Source organism: Variovorax sp. CCNWLW235 (genome assembly GCF_037204085.1).
Lineage (GTDB): Bacteria > Pseudomonadota > Gammaproteobacteria > Burkholderiales > Burkholderiaceae_C > Variovorax.
The window spans coordinates 40,785-54,976 of sequence record NZ_JBBCBW010000019.1 but is presented as its reverse complement, the minus strand read 5'-3'; the positions used below and the strand labels follow the sequence as shown (position 1 = coordinate 54,976).

Annotated in this window: 8 protein-coding genes; all 8 read right to left on the bottom strand. The window is 64.9% G+C overall.

All coding sequences use genetic code 11. From position 1 onward, the window contains the following. Positions 1 to 4 precede the first annotated feature (4 nt). Positions 5 to 499: a pentapeptide repeat-containing protein gene (locus V9L21_RS19640; protein ID WP_337314619.1), complete on the bottom strand. Its 495-nt coding sequence runs from the start codon at positions 497 to 499 to the stop codon at positions 5 to 7. Next, positions 496 to 882 (bottom strand): hypothetical protein, encoded by a 387-nt coding sequence (locus tag V9L21_RS19635; RefSeq protein ID WP_258507670.1) that lies wholly within the window; start codon positions 880 to 882, stop codon positions 496 to 498. The genes V9L21_RS19640 and V9L21_RS19635 overlap by 4 nt, the downstream gene beginning before the upstream one ends. A 26-nt stretch (positions 883 to 908) precedes the next feature. After that, positions 909 to 1,244 (bottom strand): hypothetical protein, encoded by a 336-nt coding sequence (locus tag V9L21_RS19630; RefSeq protein ID WP_337314618.1) that lies wholly within the window; start codon positions 1,242 to 1,244, stop codon positions 909 to 911. Between the two features lie 28 nt (positions 1,245 to 1,272). Further along, complete coding sequence (locus tag V9L21_RS19625) at positions 1,273 to 6,096, bottom strand: RHS repeat-associated core domain-containing protein (RefSeq protein WP_337314617.1); 4,824 nt, start codon at positions 6,094 to 6,096, stop codon at positions 1,273 to 1,275. Between the two features lie 60 nt (positions 6,097 to 6,156). Continuing rightward, positions 6,157 to 9,183, bottom strand: coding sequence for a type VI secretion system Vgr family protein (locus tag V9L21_RS19620; RefSeq protein WP_337314616.1), 3,027 nt, complete (start codon positions 9,181 to 9,183; stop codon positions 6,157 to 6,159). A gap of 389 nt (positions 9,184 to 9,572) precedes the next feature. Continuing rightward, positions 9,573 to 11,753, bottom strand: a complete 2,181-nt coding sequence (locus tag V9L21_RS19615) for a LamG-like jellyroll fold domain-containing protein (RefSeq protein ID WP_337314615.1) — start codon at positions 11,751 to 11,753, stop codon at positions 9,573 to 9,575. A 117-nt stretch (positions 11,754 to 11,870) separates the two neighbouring features. Then, positions 11,871 to 13,064 carry an MFS transporter gene (locus V9L21_RS19610; RefSeq protein WP_337314614.1) on the bottom strand — a complete coding sequence of 398 codons (1,194 nt, stop codon included), beginning with the start codon at positions 13,062 to 13,064 and terminating at the stop codon, positions 11,871 to 11,873. Beyond that, complete coding sequence (gene aroC, locus V9L21_RS19605; RefSeq protein WP_337314613.1) at positions 13,064 to 14,188, bottom strand: chorismate synthase; 1,125 nt, start codon at positions 14,186 to 14,188, stop codon at positions 13,064 to 13,066. The genes V9L21_RS19610 and aroC overlap by 1 nt, the downstream gene beginning before the upstream one ends. Positions 14,189 to 14,192 lie beyond the last annotated feature (4 nt).

Below are 14,192 nucleotides of genomic sequence, written 5' to 3'. Positions count from 1 at the left end.
CCTCTCAGTTGATGTTCGCGCCCTGGAACTCCAGCTGCTCGAACGTGCTGCCCGTGAAGTCCACGCTTCGCCCGTGCAGGCCCTGTGCGTGAACCACGGTGCCGCCGCAGTTCAGCACGCCCACGTCATTCCAGCGGCCGCCCGCAAAGCTGATCTCGTCCCATTGGCACTGCGCGAAGGTGCTGGTGCCGATGCTGCCGCCGTCGAAGTTGGCGCGCGTGAAGCTGCAGTTGACGAAGGTGCAGCCAGTAATCGATATGCCGCTGAAGTCGCATTGCGTGAAGCTGCAGCCGGTGAACTGGCAGGCGCTCCAACCCGCCTGCTTGAAGCTGGTTGCAGTGAAGCTGGTGCCCGCGAAAGTCGAACCGGCGAACTGCGCCAGGCTCAAATCGAGCCCCGCATAGGCGAAGCTGTCGGCTTGCCCCACAAGGCCTGCCGGCGCCCCGCCTGCGCCTTTGCGCCACATGTCGTGGGCCAGGATGATCAGCTGCGAGCTCACGTCAGCGGGCTCCAGCCCGAAACAACCTTTTCGGTTTCGATTTCACTCAACAGCCAGCCGGCTTCGGCGTTGCCGTTCTTCTGCGACTCCGCCGCCCAATAGGCAGCCTTCGCAAGGTCGGTGCCGCTCATATAAAGGTCGTAGGCAAGGTTGTGCTGCGCAATGCTGTGGCCGCCCTTGGCCGCCATCGAAAGCCAGTGCATCGATTGATCGGGATCGGAGAAAGTGAAGGTGTAGTACAGCGAGAGCCGAAAGGCGGAGTCGGCATTGCCGGCTTCCGCCTTTGCCGCTAGTGCAAGGCGTTGCTCGTCAGTGAGCGCATAGCTCTGCGCGCCAGAAATGGGAGAGAGGGAAGAGGCCGAAGCGGAAGCATCGTTTTCCATGAGCTGTTCTCCATTGCGTTAGGCACTTAGCGGCTCCCCGCTTCGCGCAAGATCTCGCCCGATGTTCTAGAGGCGATGTACAGCACCGAACGGCCGAGGCGGTTTGCATTGCCAAGGCCCTTCTTGCCCGGCTCCAGCTTTGCGACAAATGCGATTCCGATGGTGTTTTCACCGTTCTCGTCCTCGCCGTTTTCACGCGTGCGCTCGCTGATCTGGATGTCGAAGTTCTTCAGGTCTTGCCCTGTCTGCGCAAAGCGCTCATAGGCGTGGCCCAGCGCAATGGCGAGCGGCGTGTTGAGTTGCACGCTCGTCGCGGGAGGGTTGATCTCGAAGATCGGCGCCGCAGAAATCTGGCTGTTCATGAATATCCCCAATGCAATGACAAGGCTGCTAGAGCCTGTACGTTTGATCCAGCTTCGGGTTGTAGCCCTTGAGTCCGTCGCTCGGCGTGCCGACGTAGCCGCGGTAGTCCGGATGATCGTTCTGCATACCCACCTTGGCCGCATTTTTGTCCTCCGGCGAGAAGTTGTTGCTGTCGTAGTAGTCGCGCCCGCGCGTGGTGCGGTTGCCGCGGCTGTCCGTGTGATCGCCATGGGTGTGCCAATAACCGACCTCCTGCGCGCATCGAGGAATCCGGCGCGCGGTCGGGCCCCAGGGGTCGACCGAATCGCCTTCGCCCCGCGTGGCCTTGGTGAAGTCGTACTTGCCGTCGGGCGTCTTGTAGACGAGGCCACCATACTCGAGGTTGTCGCGAATCGACTTGTCGTTGTAGCGCAGCATCGCGGCCTTGGCAGCACCGTCTGCGGTGGCAAAGCGCCCGCCCTTGGGCGTCTTGCAGGCGGCGGGCTGGCCTTGCAGGCCTAGCGGGTCGACCCAGCCCGTGGGGTTGGCAACGTAGGCATGCGTGTTGAGACCGCCGGCCAACCCGATCGGATCGCGGCTCACGTAACGGCCCGTGTGCGGGTCGTAATAGCGGTGCCGGTTGTAGTGCAGGCCGGTTTCCTCGTCCCGGTATTGGCCCTGGAAGCGGATAGGGTTCGCAAAACCTGCGCGCCGCCCCGCTTCGCTGATGACCTCCCGCGCCGCGCCCCAGGCGCGGTACTGCGCGGACCAAGCAATGCGGCCTTCGTGGTCTGTCAGCTCCTGCGGCGTGCCGAGATGGTCGCACTGGTAGTAGGCAATCTCCTGCTGGGCAAAGGCAATCGGGCTGGGCGTCTGCTCGCCGTTCCACACCGGGTCTTGCTCGATGTCGTAGACGCCGCCGTTCGCGTCCATGAGCGCCTTCACGTCGGTTGTTCTGGCGAGCGTAATAGCCTGCGCTCGTCGCATCTGCAGCAACGGCACAAAGGAATCGGGCTCGTGCACGTAGTGCACGCTGTAACCGCGGCCTTTCGACTCGCGCTCGCCGGCCGTGCTCTGGGTGCTCTCGAAGGCCAGGTAGTTGCCGTCCCAGCCAAAGACGGTGACGGCATCGCCCGAGCGCTTGGCGATTCGCCGCCCGAGCGGGTCGTAGGCAAAGATGGTCGAGCCTTCGTCGCCATGCGCCGCAATCATCCGGTTGAAAGCGTCCCACTCGAATTTCGTATGCCGGCCATTGCTCGTTCGCTCGACAAGGTTGCCACGGGCATCGTAGCGATAGCGCGTGCCGGCGTATTGACGCAACAGGTTGTCGAGCAGGCGGCTGACCTGGCGGTGGCCTGCCAGCGATGCCGACGGCGTGGAAGCCGGGCCGAGCTCTGGATCGGCGATGTTGCCGGCAGGATCGAACGCGAAGGTTTCACGTCCCAGCCTGCTCTGCGCTTCGATGAGCGTGCCGACCGGATCGTAGCGATAGCCCAGGTTGCCACGTCGCGAGTCACCGATGGCAATCAACTGGCCGGCCTTGTCCCAGCCATAGCTGCGGTGCAGATCGAGCGATGCGGCGGCACCGGGCCGCCCATGCGAAATTCTCTGTTCGAGCAAGCGCCCCACTGCGTCGTAGCGCACCCGCTGGGTCAACCCGTTGGCCTGCTCGCGCAATACCTCGCGGTGCAGGTCGTCGCGCTCGAAGCTCAACACCTCCGAGCCGTCGACCAACAGCCCGTGAACATGGCCCGATCCATATGTGAGCCACTGCGTGACGTGGCCGTCGGGGCGAATGGACGAGATCCGCTGGTTGAGCTCGTCATAGCGATGCTGCCATATGGCAACGCGCCCGGTCGACAGGTACTGTTGGTGCTCCCGAGTGAGATTGCCGACGGGGTCGTAGAACCGCTGCAGGCGCGAATCGCCATTCGAGGCCTCGATCATCCGGCCGTTGCGGTCGTAGCTGAAGCGCTCGGCCTGTGCGTTGGCCGCACTGCGCTCGACCAGTCTTCCCACTTCGTCGAAACGAAGGCTGAGCGCATGACCGCCCGCATCGACTATCTGTTCGAGCACGCCCGTAGCTTCGTCATAGTGGTACCGCCGGCTTTGCCGATCGAAGCTGGTTTCCTCGATCAGGCGACCTACCGGGTCGTAGCGGAAGTCATGCCGCGCGCCGTTCTGGTTCTGGAGCTCGGTAAGGCGCCCCATCAGGTCCCAGTGGTACTTGAGCGAACGGCCGGCGGCGTCGGTGCGCCCGCCGACAAGCCCTGCGCGGGTGTAGCTGTAACGGGTAGTCCGGCCCAATGCATCGGTGTGAGAGAGCAGACGCCCTTCAGCGTCGTGCATGAACTGTTCACGCGTCTGGTCGGCCCGAACGACCTCCTCGAGTTGACCCGCATGGTTGCCGCCTCGCGCCGCCTGCGCGTAGCCGCTGGCGGTGTAGCGATAGCGCGTAGCCTGCCCCGCCGCATCGATGTACTTGACGAGCCGCCCGCGCGAATCGAACTCCCATCGCTGCGTCTTGCCCGAGCAGTCGGTATAGCTGGCCAGTTGGCCACCGGGCGTATAGCTCAGGTACTTTGCGCCGCCTGCTGCGTCGGTAATCGCCACCGGCCGGCCCGCCTTGTCGTAGGCGTAGCCTGTCTTGTGGCCGAGCGGGTCGGTTTCTTCGGTCAGGCGGCCTTCTGCGTCATAGTCGCGCTTCCAGATGCCGCCCTCGGCATCGCGCAGTCCGGTCAGCCGATGCCGGCTGTCGTATTCGAAATGCACGCGCGTACCGTCCTGGCGCGTGTGGGTCTGCAGATTGCCGTCGGCGTCGTAGGTATAGCTGTCGGTGCTGCCATCGGGATGAACATGGCGCGTCAGGTTCTTTGCTTCATCACGAAAGAACCACTCCTGCCGCTTGTCCGGATGGATGATGCGGTAGGTATAGCCGAGGATATCGTAGTAATACCAGGTCTCGCCGCCCAGCGGGTCGGTCACGTAGGTAAGGCGAATGTTCCGGTCCCATTCGAGCTTGAGTGCAAAGCTGCCGTCATCGCTCCACTCGCGCACGGCCTTCGCATTCGCGCCGGCGCCGTCGTATTCGAGGTTCATGCCTCGGTCGGTACGGTCGGTGTACCGCGTCACAAGGTGGTGCGTGTAGGTGTAGGAGCGGCTCGCGCCGTCCTCATCCTTTGCCTCCACCAAGTCGCGATTCGCATCGTGCGAATAGGCGGCAAGCTGGCGAACCACCTGCCCGTCCTTCAGCTCCCAGAGCGATTCGATCAACCCCGTGCGGGCATCGGGGCGCGTGCCCACATGGGCGGCCACCACCTCGCCTTGCCAGCTGATGACATCGCTCAGAACGCGCTCGCCCGTGGCGGCAATGACGTGGTCGTAGCGCAACCCGATCGACTGGCCATCCTTCGCCTGCTGTACCACAAGCCGGAAGTGGCTGTGGTCATCGGCAATTTCGTAGATCTCGCGCCAGTCGCCATGGCGCCCGAAGTCGATCGCGAGCAGGCGTTGGTCCAGGCGCGTCACGCAGACGTCCTCGATAGCGTCGCGATAGGACTGCCCCGCTTCGAGCACCGGATACGCATGGCTGCGTCCGTCCACAGCATGGTAGACAAGACTCGGCAGCCCTGGGCGCTCGCCGCTCGAAGGCGTCGCAAAGTCCACGCGCGTGGTGTAGGGCGTAATCCAGCGCGCACCCAGCGCGGCGCCGTCAAATGCATCAAGCTGACTGCGGTATGTGCGCGCCCATTCGATGGGCAGCGGCGCGGCCAGCACAAAGTCGGTGTGCGTGAAGCTTTCGCAGCCTGTTACCAGGCTGATGGAACCGCCCCGCGCTGCCGGCGCCGGACAATTCTTGCAGCCCGGGTCTTTCTTGCCGTCCGCTTGCTTGCCGATGCGTTCGAGCTGGTCGCCCGAGCGATCCTTGTCGGCCACGGCGCCCCCATGCGGCGGCACAATCGCAGCCCCTTTGCCTTTCTTGCGCCCAATAGCTTCGCGCAGCTTTTGCAGCAGCCACATGATGCTGGCTTGCGCCTCGCGGTCGGCAAGTGCCGCAAGCTTGCTTCGCAGGTTGCCCTTGAAGTCGAGCATGCTGGCAATCACGCCGTTCACCTGGGCAACGACGTTCGCGGGCAGATGGCCCGCGGCCGCCTTGGCCACGTAGTTTGCCGACTGCCTGCTGTAGCGCACTGCGCTGCTCCACATGCGGTTCCAGGTACTTTGCGTCTTGGGGTCGTGCACCTGCGTCTCTGGCGATGGCGCACTGGCAACGGTGAACAAGTCCTTCTGCCCCACCGCACGGCGCAGCACGTCGACGAGATTGTCGACCACCTGGTCGGCGAGGTCGGCGCAGTTCTTCAGCATGTCGCCGAGTTGGGCGATGGCCTTCTCGATGAAAGTCTCGAGTTCGCCCGCGATGGTTGCGTTCAGATGGCCAACCAGCACCACCACAATGGTTTCGCCCAGGTTCGACGCGGCCGTCTTGAGTTCCTGCCGCACGAGATGCAGAGTGGGCCGCAGGCTCATGCGTGCCGCCGCCATGGTCGGCGGAAGCGGTATCAGCCCGATCAGGTTGATGCCCAGGCTCACCCACGTCAAAAAAGCTTCGACCCCGTCCTTGGCCTTCTTCTCGACGATGTTGATGATGTCCAGGAACACATCCACCAGCGCCATGATGTTGCCGACGATCGGAATGCTGCCCAGCACCATCGTCAGCCGCTCGAGCGTGACATAGCCGCCACTGAAGGAGCGCAGCCAGTCGTCCACCGCCTTGCTGGCTGCTGCAACGTCCTCCTTGACGATCGTGTTCAGGGGAGCGACCGCGGTCTGGGGTTCTCGTTGAGATGGTTGTTGTTGCGATCCTTCCGCCATTGCCCTGTTTTCCCTGTTGCCTGAGACGTCTTGTTATTCGAAATACACGCGGTGCCGCACTCAGCCCACGAAGCCGGGAGTGCGACCCGCAAGCGCGGGATTGGTGCTGGCCGTGGCAATGCCCGTCTTGATACCGGCCGGCACGCCGCCGCTCATCGCGCTGCTCGCCACATTTGCAATGCCGGCGACGGGCGCGCCCATCGGTCCGAGCCGTGCGCTGGCGGCCTGCATCGCCATGCCTGTTGCGGCCTGGCTGGCTTGGCCCAGCAGCGCCTTGGCGCCGCCTTGCTGAATGGCTTGCGCAGCGCCCACCGCCTGCTGCGCCATGCCCGCCGCCTGGGTGACCTGCCCGAGCATGCCCGCGGCCTTGCTGTTCATGCCGGCGACACCCGCGAGAGCGCCCGCGGCGCCGCCGGCTGAACCGGCCCAGCCCGCAAGATTGCCCGCGCTGCCCAGAGCGCCAGAGATGCCCGACGCAGCGCCGGCCGCATCGGCACCGCCGCCGGCGGGCTCTTTTGCCTTCCAGTCCTTGGGCGTGCCAAAGTAGCTGCCCTCGTCCCATGGGTCGCGCGGGTCCTTGCCGAAGGTGACCTTTGCAGTGCCGATCGGCAAGCCCGAGACGCTTGCGAAACCGTTGCGGTCGAAGGTGCCGGCGTGCGTGCCGCCTTCTGAATCGACGACGGTGAAGTCGCCCTGCGCAACACCCTGGTGCTTTTCGCCGGTGGGCTTGATGTACTGGTGGTACAGGTCGAGCTGGCCCTTGGGCAACTGCGGCGGGTTAGGCAGCGCGGGCTTGCCCTGGCTGGCCGGCCCCACGAGGCTGTGCACCGCCGCATGCTCGCGCCAGGTGCCCGAGGTGCCGTGCTCGATGCCTCCCGAGCTCCAGCGGCTGTAGCTGGAGCCGCCGTTGATCACCACCTCTTCCTTCGCATGAATGGTGATCTTGTTGGCGGTTTGCGTGATGTTGAGCTTGGCGAGCACATTGACGCTGTCCTTCAGCGCCTTGATGTCGATGTCGGCACTGGCCGCCACCAGCCGCATGCCGGCCTTGGAGGCGAACATGCGGATGGCGCTCTGCACGCTCACCAGAAAGCTCTTGCCTGCGCTCACGCTGGTGTGGCCGCCGCTGGTGAGCGCCGTGTGCTCGTTGCTCACCACGTGCGTGGAGCCCTGCGCCACCGTTTGCAGGCCTTTGGCGCTCGCAAGCGTGAGATGCGGCTCCTGAAACTCGGGGAAATCGCCCTGCTCGCGGTTGCCGCCCTGCCCCTTGATGGCGTCGTTCTGCTCCTTCAGGCCCGTGGCAACTTCGTCCTGGTCGCCGGCATCGTGCGCCTGCGCAGCCTGTGCGGCTTCGCTCAGGCCTTCATGGAGGTCGCGCGCCTGCGTGAGCCGGCCGATCGTTTCACCCATGTCGGTGGTGTGCGCCTGCGCATTGGGCCGCGGCTCGGTGGTCACCAGCAGGCCCTTGGCCGCGCGTGTCACACCATGTCCGTCGGTGCGCAATTCGAAGCCCTGCCCGCGCGGCTCCTTGCGCCCCGCGGTGTCCTCGATGCGCCCGATGTGCCCCACGCTCAACTGGCTGGCCTGATGGTCGCTGCGCAGCTGCGCCTGGATCTTTCCCTGGGTGTCGTCCAGCACCAGGTGATTGCCGCGCCCGCCGCCCAGTTCGCGGCTGCGAATGCCCGACAGGTGCTTTTGCTCCGGCAACTGCCAGGCCGCCATGGTGTCGGCGTTGTAGACGCAGCCCGTCACGATCGGGTAATCAGGGTCGCCGTTGAGAAAATCGACGATCACCTCCATGCCGATGCGCGGCACGGACACCGCGCCGAAGGTGGCGCCGGCCCAAGCGGTGGACACACGCACCCAGCAGCTGGAGTTCTCGTCGTCCTTGCCCAGGCGGTCCCAGTGAAACTGCACCTTGATGCGGCCGTACTGGTCGGTCCAGATTTCTTCGCCGGCCGGCCCGACCACCATGGCCGTTTGCGGACCGCGGGTGCGCGGCTTGGGCGTGGTGCGCCGGGGCCTCCATGCAAGGCTGGTGGGCTGGGCGTCGAATGCGAAGCGCTGCACCGAACCCTCTGTTGCTTCTGCGCCCTCGCTGGCCTGCAGGTTCTCCTGCAGGTGGTAGCTCACGCTCAGCAGCAGGTATTGGCGGTTCTGGTCGGACCTGGGGTGGCCGGTGAGCCGTAGCGTGTGGCCGGTTGCCAGTTCGCGCAGGTTGGAGCGGCCGCTCGCACGGCTGCGCTGGCTCAGCTGCTCTTCGTTGCGGATGCGCGCGTAGGTCTCGCCGTCGGCGTGCTGCACAAAGCCTCCGGGCCATTCGTAGTTTTCGTAGCTGTCGTGGTCGTGCCCGGGCGGCATCTGCCGCAGGTGCGAGAGGTCGGCCTTGGGCTTCTCGAAGTCGTAGTCGTTGTTGTAGTGATGGCCCGCGCGCACCTCTTCAGCGGTTTCCCACGCATAGATGCGCTCGCGCTGCCCCATGCCGGATTTTTCGAGCGGGTGAAAGCGTACCGACTCTCCGCCCGGCAACGGCGCGTGCGAACTCGCAATGTCGTCCGCAAACACCAGCACGTGCTGCGAAGCCTCGTGCCGGAAGTAGTAGTAGATGCCTTCGAGCTCGCACAGCCGCGAGATGAAGTTGAAGTCGCTCTCGTGGTACTGAACGCAGTAGTCCCAGCGGCGGTAGTCGCCCCGGCTGAGCTTCTTCTCGATGGGATAGCCGTAGCTGCCCAGCACTTCGGTCAATATGTCGGGAACGCTCTTGCTCTGGAAAATGCGGAAATCGCTGCGCCGAGTGGCGAGCCACAGCCAGGGCCGCAGTTGAAGGCGATAAAAGGAATGGCGCGCGTCTTCCTGCTGCAGGCCAAAGCGCGTTGCAATGCCGCCGAGGTAGCGCACGCCGCCGCTTTCGGTCTCCACCGCCACGGTCGACGCCTTGCCGAGCAGGGCTTTCGAGTCGATCGCGTTGCTGCTGCCCAGCAGGTCGATGTCGAAGGTGTAGAGCTGGCTCAGCGCCTCGCGGCCCACCAGTTGGTGAAATTGCAACGACTCGCCCAAGGGCGTCTGGATGGTGACGCGGCGGCTCATTGCTGCACCGCATTCCGACGATAAGCCGAATTACCTAATAGCAATTCATCCAATAAGAATATTGTTTTCAGAATGAGCTTCACGCTCACCTCCCATTGCACGTGTTCACAATTATTTTAAATGTTCATTTATCGTAAGAGCCAATGCTAAAAATTGACAAATGCCGTTTGAACAAAAAGTTCACGGCTTGATCGCACATGCGATCAATGTCATGGAAATGGGGGGTGCGTGAATTGCCGGCCTGCAATGCGGCGGTGCTTTGGCAGGAATACTTAGTATTTAAAAGATCACCCGGAAATAGCGCGTTTCCGGGTGATCTCATCGGCCAGGCGGGCGAAAAGCCTTCGGCCGGTAATGGGCGGGAAGAAGTTCTCCCGCCCTTGGCTTCGTCAGGCCGCCTTGCGCGCCGTGAGCCATTGGGCCGGCGCCAGCGCGGCGGCCACCACGCGCACCTCGCCGATGTGGCCGAAGAAGCCGTCGGCGCGGGCGCCGTTCCACGAGCCGCCACCCACCACCCAGGGCGAGCTGGCCGAGAGCGTGGCAAGGCCGGGCGCATTGCTGATGTTGCGCAGCACCGGCGCGCCTTCGACATACATCGTGGTGTCGTGCGACACGGGGTCGTTGACGATGGCGATGTGCACCCAGCGGTCGGCAATCACCTCGCCGGACCAGTTGGTCTTGGGCGAGCGAGTGCCGGCGGTGCTCGGCACCACTTCCCACTGCACTTCGCGGAGGCTCGAGATGGCGAACAGCATCGGCGGCGCTTCAGGGTCGCCGCCCTGGTAGCCGGCCAGGTCGCCACGCCGGCCGTCGCGCGTCATGATGTTCATCCAAGCCTGCTTGCTGCTGGTCCAGCTCTTGTCGATCTTTACGAAGGCCTCGACGGTGTAGCCGTTGTCCAGCGTCTGGCCATTGATCGGCGCCGCGGCCTCGGTGAGGAAGTAGCTCAGGCGCGGCACGTCCTTGTCGGTGTTGAGGAATCGCACCGAGCCGGGCGCGGCCGAGAGATGGTGGCGGTCGTCGCTCCACACGATGTCGCCGTCGGCCGCACCTGCGATACCGCCCTGGTTCAGGGCGTCGCGCCGCAGCGGGTTGCTGCCGGTGACGTCGGCGATGACGGTGCCCGGAAGCACCGGCTGGTTGACCGTGCCGCCGAAGAAGCGCCAATGCGCCAGCGTGTTCGCAACCTGGGGGTAGTCGTCCGAATCCGCGGCGGGCCGCTGCACGGTGACGTCGGGCTCCTTGTAGTTGGCAAGGATCATCGCCCTGGCCCGGTCGACCAGCGAGCCCTCGATGACGGCATCGCCCGTGCCGAATGTCTTGTTGAAGCCCGCGAAGCGCTGCGCAAAATCCATCTCGATGACGAAGGACTCATTGGGCGTGGTGAGCACGGCCTGGTCGAAGCTGTTCAGCGTGTCGGCCGGCTTCTGCGGCACCCATGGCGAGAACGACAGCACCTTGATCTGCTTGTGGGTCAGGTCGAATTCGTAGAGGCGCATCAGGCCGTTGCCGCCCTGGTAGGCCATCTGGTAGTCGACCACCATCTCTTCGACCTTGTGGCCGAAGTCGTTGGTCTTCGTGAGGTGCGCCGCGCCATGGTGGTGGCCGTTGAGCGTCATGAAGATCTGGTCGTTGTCGCGGATCAGCTTCTCCCACAGCATCTTGCCGTAGTCGGTCTCGAGCGGGCTCGTGCCGTCGGCGTCGATGTTCAGCAGCTGATGGTTCACCAGGATCACGGGCAGCGTCGGGTTCTTTGCAATCACCTGGCGCGCCCAGGCAATGCCGGCGTCCGAGATGCGCCACGACAGCGACAGCACCATGAACTGCTGGCCCTGCGCCTCGAACACGTGGTACTCGTGAAAGCCGCTGCTGTCGCGCGCGCCGAAGGTGGCCTGGCGCTTGGCGCGCTCGGTGCCAAACCATTGGAGATAGGGCTCGTTGGCGAGCGTGCGGGTCGCGTCGGTGCCGCCGGTTGGGTCGATGCTGTAGTCCACATCGTTCAACACGTCGTGGTTGCCGGCAAGCACGCTGTAGGGCAGCCTGGCGTCTTCGAGCACCTTCATCGCGGCATCGGCCACCTTCCACTGGTCGGGCTTGCCGACCTGGTCGACCACATCGCCCAGGTGAATGGTGAACGGGATGTTCAGCGCCGCGGCATTGGCGGCGATCCATTTCGTCTGCGCGGCGAAAGGTGCGCTGCCGAAGCGCTTGTCGTACTGGTCGCTCTCGGCGGCGGTGGCGTAGCGCGCGTAGAACTGCGTATCGGGCATTACCGCGAGTGCGAAGCTCGAGATCTTCGCGGCAACCGGCGGCGGGGCTGGTGTGGGTGCCGGAGCCGGCGCTGGGGCGGGCGACGGGGCAGGCGCCGGCAACGGATTGAAGCCGGGCGCTCCGCCTCCCCCACCGCCGCAGGCCGCCAGCAATGCGCTGCTGCCGCCGACAGTCAGCAGGGACGCACCGAGCTTGAGAACCTGCCGGCGCGGCGGCTGGGCAGGATGGGCGGGAGAGGGTTCGACCGGAGAAGGGGTGTGCGGCGCGCGGGCGCCGTGCGAGTCATCAGAAGCAGACATGTCGATGGGGAGCGTTGAAAAGCGCGCAAGCGTAGGCAGGCGCGGTGACGCAGGCATTTAAGGCCCATGACACTTTGGCGCGCGCAATGCCGGCGCGCCCCTCTATTCAGCGCGGGGTCACGCCCTGGCCCCGCGTTCCAGCTGTTCGAGCTTTATCACCCGCCATGCGCACAGGCTGCCCACCGCCGCCAGCAAGGCCGCCAGCGCGAACATGGTGCGGTAGCCGATTTCCTGCGCCACCGCGCCGCCGAGCAGCACGCCCAGCACACCGCCAAAGCCGTAGCCGATCACCGTGAACAGCGCCTGCCCTCGCCCGCGCAGTCGCCCGGGAAAGCGGCGCGACACCACGGCGATGCAGGTGGTGTGGTGTGCCGCAAAACTCAGCGCGTGCAGCCACTGCGCAACGACGAGCGCCGCAATGGAGCCGCCCAGCCCGGCCGTGAGGCCCAGCCGCGCCACGGCGGCAATGCCGCACACCAGCATCCAGCGCGGCATGGGCAAGAGGCCGATGAGCCGCCCCTGCAGAAAGAACCAGACGATCTCGGCCACCACCGACAGCGCCCACAGCAGGCCGATGACGCTCTTGCCGTAGCCGAGCGAATCGAGGTACAGCGAGAAAAATGCGTACACCGAAAAGTGCGACATCACCTGGAAGAACAGCGCCGCAAAAAACCAGCGCACCGCCGGAATGCGCAGCACCGGGCCGATGGGCTCCTTCACCGCGTCATGCGCCGCGACGGGCTCGCGGACATCGGGGAGCTTCATCGTCGCAATCAGCACAATGGCCAGCGTGCCCGCCGCCCAGGCCGGAAAGTGCTTCATGCCGAAGCGCTCGAACCACTCGCCCGCAAAGAACACCGTCACCAGGAAGCCGGCCGAGCCGCACAGGCGAATGCGCCCGTAGCGCCCCCAGTCGCCGGCCACGAGCTGCGCCATGGCGGCCTCGGTGAGCGACATCATCGAGCTGGTGTGGGTGAACATCACCAGCAGCACCAGCGCCAGCCACCAGGCGCCGCCGTGCCACCAGAGCCCGAACGAACTGACCAGCGCCACCGCGGCACTGAAGCGCAGCAGCATCACGCGGTGGCCGGTGTGGTCGCTGAGCGCGCCCCATGCATAGGGTGCAAACACGCGGGTGATCGACTGCACCGAAGCCAGCAGGCTGATCGTGAAGATCGGCAACCCAAGGTCCTGCAGCCACAGCGGCAGGTAGGGGTTGAAGAAACCGATGTGCGCGAAATAGCTGGCCGACAGACCAGCAAACGCCAACAGGTGGCCGCGTCCGGCGGCCACTGGTGGCGTGGCGGACACTAGAGGAAAGACGCCTGCGGCGAGGCAGCTTCGGTCTTGTCGGCTTTGGCCTTTTGCTGCTGCTGCACGTCGCCGCACTGCGCACGGTTGCGCAGCACATGCTCCATGACCACCAGCGCAAGCATGGCTTCGGCGATGGGCGTGGCACGAATGCCGACGCACGGGTCGTGGCGGCCCTTGGTGACCACCTCGACCGGGTTGTTGTTGATGTCGATGGACTGGCGCGGGCTGATGATCGAGCTGGTGGGCTTGATCGCGATGCTCACTTCGAGGTCTTGCCCCGAACTGATGCCGCCCAGAATGCCGCCCGCGTTGTTGGTGACAAAGCCGGTCGGCGTGATCGAATCGCCATGCGTGGTGCCGCGCTGGGTGATGCTGTCGAAGCCGGCACCGATCTCGACTGCCTTCACCGCGTTGATGCCCATCATTGCGTAGGCAATCTCGGCATCGAGCTTGTCGAACAGCGGCTCGCCAAGGCCGACGGGCACGTTGGTGGCCGTCACGCGGATGCGCGCGCCGCACGAATCGCCGGCCTTGCGCAGGCGGTCCATATACGTCTCGAGCTCGCTCACGTCGGCAATGGGCGCGAAGAACGGGTTGTTGGGCACGTGGTCCCAGCTCTCGAACGGAATGGCAATTTCGCCGATCTGCGTCATGCAGCCGCGAAACACCATGCCGTATTTTTCGGCCAGCCACTTCTTGGCAACCGCGCCGGCCGCCACCATGGGCGCCGTGAGCCGCGCAGAAGAGCGCCCGCCGCCGCGCGGATCGCGGATGCCGTATTTCTTCCAGTAGGTGAAGTCGGCGTGGCCCGGGCGGAACTGCTGGGCGATCTGGCCGTAGTCCTTGCTGCGCTGGTCGGTGTTCTGGATCAGCAGCGCAATGGGCGTGCCGGTGGTCTTGCCTTCATACACGCCGGAAAGAATCTGCACCGCGTCAGGCTCGTTGCGCTGGGTGACGTGGCGGCTGGTACCGGGGCGCCGGCGGTCGAGATCGCCCTGGATGTCGGCTTCGCTCAGCTCCATGCCGGGCGGGCAGCCGTCGATCACGCAGCCGATGGCCGGGCCGTGCGACTCGCCGAAATTGGTGACCGCGAAGAGAGTTCCGAATGTGTTGCCGCTCATGGCT

Excerpts from the sequence above, each read along its gene's own strand:
- V9L21_RS19625 (WP_337314617.1), bottom strand. The coding sequence starts at position 6,096 with ATGGCGGAAGGATCGCAACAACAACCATCTCAACGAGAACCCCAGACC.
- V9L21_RS19620 (WP_337314616.1), bottom strand. The coding sequence starts at position 9,183 with ATGAGCCGCCGCGTCACCATCCAGACGCCCTTGGGCGAGTCGTTGCAA.
- V9L21_RS19615 (WP_337314615.1), bottom strand. The coding sequence starts at position 11,753 with ATGTCTGCTTCTGATGACTCGCACGGCGCCCGCGCGCCGCACACCCCT.
- V9L21_RS19630 (WP_337314618.1), bottom strand. The coding sequence starts at position 1,244 with ATGAACAGCCAGATTTCTGCGGCGCCGATCTTCGAGATCAACCCTCCC.
- aroC (WP_337314613.1), bottom strand. The coding sequence starts at position 14,188 with ATGAGCGGCAACACATTCGGAACTCTCTTCGCGGTCACCAATTTCGGC.
- V9L21_RS19635 (WP_258507670.1), bottom strand. The coding sequence starts at position 882 with ATGGAAAACGATGCTTCCGCTTCGGCCTCTTCCCTCTCTCCCATTTCT.